The sequence below is a fragment of the Terriglobia bacterium genome (assembly GCA_020072815.1).
In the GTDB taxonomy this organism is placed as follows: Bacteria; Acidobacteriota; Terriglobia; order Terriglobales; family Acidobacteriaceae; genus Angelobacter.
The window spans coordinates 1-7,919 of record JAIQGE010000031.1; the positions used below are offsets into that span (position 1 = coordinate 1).

A 7,919-nucleotide genomic window follows, 5' to 3' on the forward strand; every position below is an offset into this window, starting at 1 on the left:
GACCTACGCCCAGGGACAGCTCCGCTGTCCCGTTGAAGAAAAGCCGAGACCGTCGCTCAGCGACTGATTCTTGGAGTTTTTGACAGATGTGGTGGCGGCGGTAGGACTCGAACCTACGACCTACGCCCAGGGACAGCTCCGCTGTCCCGTTGAAGAAAAGCCGAGACCGTCGCTCAGCGACTGATTCTTGGAGTTTTTGACAGATGTGGTGGCGGCGGTAGGACTCGAACCTACGACCTACGGATTATGAGACCGTCGCTCTAACCACCTGAGCTACACCGCCATTGGGTAGGTAAGTGATGAAATTATAACATCTTGCGCGGTTCCCAAAAAACTTGACGGATCGGCCGAGACCGCGGCGCCCGCTTGCATTGCGTGCGCGCGCTACGCGTCGCGGTGCACCGTGTCCGGGGAAAACGCTGGCAGGCAGATGGCGATGTATTCCGTGGCTTCGTCCGGCGTGGAATATTGGATCCACTCGCCGGGGTGGGCGATGACCGCTTGCCCGGCAGTGACGTCAAAGCTGCCCTGCTTGTGGCGCACGCGCAGGCGGCCGCGCAGGACGATGGTGTACTCTGCAAACTCCGGCGCCTGGCCCGGCTCCTCCCAACCTTGCGGGCTGCGCATGTGGGCCACACTCAAGCGTCCCTCTGCTGTGTTCAGGCGGCCAATATATTCGTCAATCAGCTTGGGCATGTTGCCGGCGGCGGTGACGCGCGTGGGAGCTGCAATCAGTTTGGGCACGTTCTCGAGTTCTCCTGCTTTCACAATATTGTTTTCGGTGCGGAATATCGCCTCGTTCGTGGGTGGTCTGCCACGCCATTCGCGTCACGACATTTCCTTCACCACTTCCGCGCACAAAAAGGTACCATAACAGGTTTTGAAATCCAGTGGCCACGCCGCTGATCTCTTATCTCTTGATCCACAAGCGGGGAGGATTCATGAAGCACGTCCGCCGTTATTCTTGCTTAGTTACTGCCGCTCTCTTCATCTTTGGCGTTTCACTCGCGTGGGCGCAAACCACGGTCAACGAGCGTCTGCTGGTGGACGCCACCGACGCGCCGCGCAACATCATGCACTCCACGGTGACCATTCCGGTGACGCCGGGGGCGGTCACGCTGGTCTATCCCAAATGGATTCCCGGCAACCACCGGCCCACAGGCCCCATTCAGAACCTCACCGGCCTGCACATCAAGGCCGCTGGACAAGACCAGGACCTTGCGTGGCAGCGCGACCTGGAAGACATGTATGCCTTCCACGTGCAGGTCCCCGCCGGAGTGAAGGAAATACAAGCGTCGTTTGACACTATCACGTATGCCGGCGAGCGCTCCGCATCGTCCAGCAAAGTGCTGGACCTCAACTGGAACCAAGTGGTGCTCTACCCTGCGCTGTTCAATAACAAAGATACGGCTTCGGACGCGGTGCAAGTGACGGCCTCCATTCACTTGCCGGAAGGCTGGAAGTTCGGCACCGCGCTGCCGGTGAAATCGCAATCGGGAAGCACCGCCGACTTTGAGCCCGTCACGCTGACCCGCTTGGTGGATTCGCCGCTGATCGCCGGCGCGTTGTACCGCCAGATCGCGCTTACCGCCGCGGGAGAGACCCCGGTCCACGTAATTGACATGGTGGGCGAAAGCGAAGAATCGCTGGCGATGACGCCCAGCGACCTGGCCAGCTACAAACAGCTGGTCGCCGAGACGGGCAAGCTTTTCGGCGCGCGCCACTATGAGAAATATCACTTCCTCTGGACGCTGAGCAATCAAACCGCGCACCACGGGCTGGAGCACCACGAGTCCAGCGACAACGGCACCGTGGAAGACGTCTTCAGCAATCCCAACTCGCACAACCTGGAAGCGGACTTGCTGCCGCACGAGTTTGTGCATTCCTGGAACGGCAAATATCGCCGGCCCGCGGGGCTGGTCACGTCCAACTACCAGGCGCCCATGCACGGCGACCTGCTGTGGGTCTATGAAGGCATGACCGACTATTGGGGGAACATTCTGGCGGCGCGCACCGGGCTGCGTTCGCCGGAGCAGTTCCGGGAAAACCTGGCGTTTACCGCCGCGGAACTCGACCATCGCGCCGGGCGAACCTGGCGTCCGCTGCAGGACACGGCGACTTCGGTGCAGATCCTGTTTGCCGCCCCGCCGCAATGGACGAGCTGGCGCCGCTCCGCCGACTACTATCCGGAAGGTTACCTTCTCTGGCTGGAAGTGGACGCGCTGATCCGCCGCCAGACGAACGGCCAAAAGTCGCTCAACGATTTCTGCCGCATTTTCTACGGCGGTCCCAGCGGACGGCCGGCGGTGGTCCCCTACAAATTTGAAGACGTGGTGGCCGCGCTGAATCAAGTGTCGGCATACGACTGGGCCAAGCTGTTGCGCGAACGCCTGGATTCCAAGTCCGCCCACGCTCCCCTGGGCGGTATCGAAAACGGCGGCTGGAAGCTGGTCTACACCGGCGAGAAGAACGCCACCATGGACGCTGCGGAGAAAACCGGCGGCTCGCTCGACGCAAGATTTTCCCTGGGCATGCTGATCACCAAAGAAGGCGACGTGCGCGACGTGGTCCCCGGCTCTCCCGCGTACCAGGCCGGGCTGGGAGCGGGGATGAAGGTGATCGCCGTGAACGGCCGCAAGTGGTCCAAAGATGTGATGCGCGCCGCCCTGCACTTTGCCACCGTGAACCACAAGCCCATCGCGGTCCTGGCGGAAAACGGAGATTATTTCAACACCTATCAGGTGAATTACGATGGCGGAGAAAAGTATCCGCATCTGGTGCGCGATGAAACGAAGACGGATGTGCTGAGCGAGATTGCCAAGGCGACAAATTAGACCTGCGTCTTGCTTACGCCCGCATCTTGGACACCGCGGCGGTGCGCTCCAGTTTGTCCCAGGCAAAAGGTTTGCCGTCCACAGCGCGCTTGATGGTCCGCACCAGCACGGCGGAGAAGAGCTGGCGGTAGGTGAAGCGCTGCAGCCACAAATGCAGAAGCAACTGTGCGTCCTCGCCCCGGCCTTTCTCCCGGCGTTCCAGCAAAAACGCCAGCGCGGAGGCGATGAAATCAATTACCAGGAACAGGACAAAATACAGCAGCAGCCGCTCAAAGCTTCTGGGGTCGGTGCTTTCCGGGTGGAAGTACCGCTTCAGGAGGAAGTTCAGCGTCCCCAGCAGGAACATCACGTCAATAAACGGTGAGAGCAGGGGCAGCATGATCTGGAAGATGATGATGTTGGGCAGAGCGATCCATCCCAGGCGGCTGCGCCGGCGGATGGACGCGCCGTGCTTCCACACCGCCTGAAGAATCCCGAACGACCAGCGGAAACGCTGGCGCATGAGCCCGCTGGCGGTGGTGGGCGCCTCCGTAAACGCCAGCGCGCGGTCTTCATTCACCACGCGCAGGCCTTTTTCCAGCAAGGTCATGGTGAGATCAGCGTCTTCGGCCACGGTGTCCGTGTGGTAGGCGCCGGCTTCGCGCACGGCCGAGGTGCGCCAGGCGCCAATGGCCCCGGGGACCACGCTGACCGCGCCAAAAACATTCAAGGCCCGGCGTTCAAAGTTCTGGCTGGTGATGTATTCCAGCGCCTGCCAGCGCGTCCAGAGATTTACGCGGTTGCCGACTTTGGCGTTGCCGGCCACGGCGCCGACTTTGGGGTCGGCAAAGTGCGGCACCAGGCGGGAGATGGCGGTGCGCGCGATCATGGTGTCCGCGTCAATGCCCACGTAGATTTCGTCCTGGGTATGCTGCAACGCGTAGTTCAGGGCTTCGGCTTTGCCGGCGTTGGCTTTGGTGAGCAGCAGCACGCGTCCCGCGGCAATCTCGTCTTTGAATTTTTCACGGACCACGGCCGTAGTGCTGTCTGTGGAGCCGTCATCCACTACGATGGTATGCAGGTGCGGGTAGTCGGACGCCAGCACCGATTCCACGGTGTGCGCGATGACTTTCTCTTCGTTGTACGCCGGGATGATCACGGTGACGGCCGGCTTGAAATCGGGCGCCACCGGAGGCCCAGCGCCGAACAAGCGGTCAAACGTGGCCAGCGCCCCGATGCCCACCAGACGGCCGCTCATCAGAACGTCGCCCACCAGGAACACTCCAATGATGAAAGACTGAAGAAGGCTGAGGAGAGTAAACGAAGCATCGTTCAGGCGCGCGGCCCAAACCTCATTGGCCGCGAGTTGCGGCATCACTTCAGCGCGGGTCTTGCCCAACAGCTCTTCCACGCTCACGATCCTGAACCCGTGGGCGCGCAGGCCGTCAATGATCAGAGGCAGGGCTTTGACGGTGGCTTCGCGGTCGCCGCCGCCATCGTGCAGCAGAATAATGTTGCCGCAGACCGGCGTCGCCTGCTTTTTACAGGCGGCGGTGGAGAACCGCGCGGCCTGGCTCAGCACCCCTTCCACAATCTGCTCCGGCGTGCGGCCAGCCTGCCAGTCATTGGGATCAATCTTGGAGCCCACCGTGATGTAGCCCAGGCTCTGCACCTGCTCAATGGGACGCACCTGGTCCGCCACGTCCGGCTCCTGGTCAATCGAGTAAGGCGGACGGAAGAAGAGGGGCTTCACACCCAGCTTGCTGGCGAACAGCCGCTCCGTCACGTTCAGCTCCAAGCGCATATAACTCTGCGAGACTTCGCTGATGTCCGGATGAGACAGCGTGTGGTTGCCGATGCCGTGGCCTTCGCGATAAATCCGCCGGGCCAGCGAGGGAAATTGCTCGGCCTCCAGGCCGATGAGAAAAAAAGTCGCCGTGGCCTGCTTGGCTTTGAGAACATCCAAGATGCGCGGGGTAAAGGTGGGATCAGGGCCGTCGTCAAAAGTAAGAGCCACCTGCTTGTCTTGCCAGCCGTACTGGTTCAACTGATACGGCTCTGGAAACACGGCCATCTTCTCCGCCGTGACCATGTGCGTGTCTGGGTCCACCGTAACTTCGCGCGCGCCAGGCCGAGGCGGGTGCTCGATGTACAAAACATCGCCAAAACCTTCGCGGTCCACGTCCGCGCCCGGGGGAACGGCCTTGAGCTTCTGGGCGGCGCCCTTTTCTGAAGGGCTGTCCCAGATGGCCCACAGCGAACGGTCTTCTGATCCCAGCCGCCACAAGGCAAAGGTCCGGATGCCCAGGTCGCGGGCCGCGCGCATCTGGTTGACGCTGGTCACTGCGTCCAGAAACCAGACCTGGTGTTCCACGCCTTCATCCGTATAAGCAAAATGGGGATTCAGCGAATCCGCGTCAAGATCAATGTCGGCGCTGGATTCCTGCGCGTGCAGCCAGGCATCCTGGACGCTGTCAACGCCGGCGCTGAGAACGCGCTTGCCCTTGGGCGCCATGGTCCACTCGTAGCCGTAGTTCCCGATGGCACAGATGATTTTGTTCTTGGGGATATCTTTGAGCGCCTGTTGCAGATTGTCCACAAACCAGTCCTGCGACGCCACCGGCCCCGGACCGCTGGTGACCTGGTGCTCGTCATAGTTCATGATGACCAGACCGTCGGCGCTGGCCGCCAGCCGGCCATAGTCGTAGTCATTGTCAGACACCGGCACGTTCACGTAGAGCTTGAGGCCGCGGCCATGCAGGTCCTGGCCCAGTTCATCCACCAGGGCGCGGAAGCCGGGCTGCGCGGACACGGGGATCTCTTCAAAATCCAGGGCTGCGCCTTGGTAGTGGTCACTGGACAGAAACTGCAGGAGTTGGGAGCGGAAATTGGCGCGGCCTTCAGGGTTATTGAGGAAGTCGCCGACGTTGGTCAGCCACTGGCGGGCCACAGGATCAAAATTGTTGACCAGGGGAAAGACTTCAGTTTCCGCATTTTCCGCCTTCAGGAACTTCATCACTTTTTCGTCCACTGAGGAGACTTTGCCGTTTTGAATGGCGGCGAACATGTGGTTGGCTTCGTCCACGGCCTGCATGTTGCCGTCGGCCGTGAGCACGTGCAGCCATTCAGGAAACAACAAATCAATCTGCGGATAATATTCTTTCAACGAAACAAAGCTGGCGGCGTCCCAGGAGACGTAATAGGCAGCGCGGATGCCTTCGTCATCGTTGAGCACGATTTCTGAAGCCGGCGTCAGGGTCTTGCGGTGCGTCCCTTTGGCCTTGGTCTTGTGGCGGCGGTCTGGCGCTTTCACCGCATGCAGGTTCTTCTTCTGCTCCTGCAGCCCTAGGGGCGGCAAAGGTTCGGTGCTGAAGAAGATGCTGACGATAAAAAACAGCACCAGCGCGGTAATCATCACGCCCAGAACGTCAAACAGCCTGCGTAAGCGCCCCCAGCGCTTGCGTTGCGGATCATAGAAAACCTGTTTGGCCATGGCGGGATACTTGTTCCTTCAATCGTAAGCTGCCGCGCACCGGGGGTCAATCCAGCCGCGCTGTTGAACTAGGGTTGTACTGTTCACGATCCAGCCGTTACACTGGCCTTGCTTTCCATGAGAGCATTGCTTGAGCTTGTCCGGCAGAACAAGTGGTTCTTTCTCTTCGCCACATTGGCGGCGCTGGGACTGCGGCTCTTCTTTGTATTCATTTTTCCCAACGTATCGGGTGACGCGTTCGTCTATGGCGACATCGCCAAGCAATGGCTCAACCACGGTGTTTTCGGGTTGGTTGACGCGCGAGGCCTGCACTCCACACTGATCCGCCTGCCCGGATACCCCGCGTTTTTGGCCGCCATTTTCTCTGTTTTTGGCCAGGAGCACTACACCGCCGTGATGGTGGTGCAGGCGTTCATTGATACCAACACTTGCCTGGTGATCGCCGGCCTGGCGTTGGAACTCATGGACGCTCGCGCCGCCCGCGCTGCCTACTTGCTGGCGGCACTATGCCCCTTCACCGCGAACTACACGGCAGCTCCGTTGACGGAAACGCTGGCCATCGCTTGCGCAGCGCACGCTCTCTATTACGGCGTCCGCGGAGTCCGCGCGCTGGAAGCCGGCGTGCCCTGCCTTGGCGTGTGGTCCCTGGCTGGGCTGTGGACGGGCTTGGGATTGCTCATCCGCCCGGATGGCGGACTGGTGCTGGCCGCGCTGGGCGTTCCGCTGCTGGCGATGCTGCTGAGGCCGTCGAACCGACGCGCCGTGGTGGCCGCGGGATTGGCGGTGACCCTGATCAGTCTGGCTCCGCTTGTCCCGTGGACCATCCGCAACTGGCGCACCTTCCACATCTTTCAGCCGCTGGCGCCGCGTTATGCCAACGATCCCGGAGAGTTCGTGCCGCTCGGCTTCCAGCATTGGACCAAGACGTGGATTGTGGATTACGTATCAGTGGCCGAGATTTACTGGCATGTGGAGTCCGAGCCGATTGACATTGACCAGTTGCCGCAACGGGCTTTCGACTCACTACCGCAGTATGAGGGCACCGAGGCGCTGATTGACCGCTACAACGAACAGCGGTTTATTGATCCTGAGATGGATGCTGAATTCCAAAAGCTCGCCGCGGACCGCGTGAACTACAATCCGTTCCGGTATTTCGTGTGGCTCCCGGCCTTGCGCGTCGCCGACATGTGGCTGCGGCCCAGAACGGAGATGCTGGGGCTTGGCGACCGCTGGTGGGAGTTCTCCAACGACCGCAGAGACTCCTCCATCGCCATGGCCTGGGGATTTTTGAATCTTCTTTTCCTGCTGGCAGCAGCGCGCGGGTGGCTCAGGTGGCGGCTGGGGATGGCCGGAGTGCTGGTCGTCGGCTTCATGCTGTTGCGTTCGGCGTTTCTGGGCACGCTGGAAAACCCAGAGCCGCGGTACGTCCTGGAGTGCTTCCCCGTGGTGTTGGCGCTGGCCGGCGGAGCCTTCTCGCGGCGGGCTTCGGGACAACAAACCGCAGGGCACTCTTTCCGGTCCGCTTCTTCCATGTACTTTCGATATTCCGCCGGCGCGGTTTTTATTTCGATCGGCTTGCGGCGGCCGCCGGTAAAATAATAATGGGAAAAACC

The 7,919-nt window shown here is 60.9% G+C and carries 4 protein-coding genes and 1 tRNA gene; 2 read left to right on the forward strand and 3 right to left on the reverse strand.

The window, feature by feature from the left end; genetic code table 11:
- Nucleotides 1-206: 206 nt before the first annotated feature.
- A tRNA-Met gene (locus tag LAO20_22970) sits at nucleotides 207-283 on the reverse strand.
- A 101-nt stretch (nucleotides 284-384) separates the two neighbouring features.
- Entirely contained in the window at nucleotides 385-744 is a 360-nt protein-coding gene (locus LAO20_22975; protein MBZ5534298.1) for a cupin, read from the reverse strand.
- A gap of 197 nt (nucleotides 745-941) precedes the next feature.
- Between LAO20_22975 and LAO20_22980 the strand changes: the two genes are divergently transcribed.
- Complete coding sequence (locus tag LAO20_22980) at nucleotides 942-2,834, forward strand: M61 family peptidase (GenBank protein ID MBZ5534299.1); 1,893 nt, start codon at nucleotides 942-944, stop codon at nucleotides 2,832-2,834.
- 13 nt (nucleotides 2,835-2,847) lie between these two features.
- On the opposite strand, the gene LAO20_22985 is transcribed toward LAO20_22980, so the two are convergent.
- The gene (locus LAO20_22985; protein MBZ5534300.1) at nucleotides 2,848-6,306 is read right to left on the reverse strand and encodes a glycosyltransferase; all 3,459 of its coding nucleotides are present in this window, start codon (nucleotides 6,304-6,306) and stop codon (nucleotides 2,848-2,850) included.
- 117 nt (nucleotides 6,307-6,423) lie between these two features.
- Between LAO20_22985 and LAO20_22990 the strand changes: the two genes are divergently transcribed.
- Complete coding sequence (locus LAO20_22990; protein ID MBZ5534301.1) at nucleotides 6,424-7,905, forward strand: glycosyltransferase family 39 protein; 1,482 nt, start codon at nucleotides 6,424-6,426, stop codon at nucleotides 7,903-7,905.
- Nucleotides 7,906-7,919: the final 14 nt, after the last annotated feature.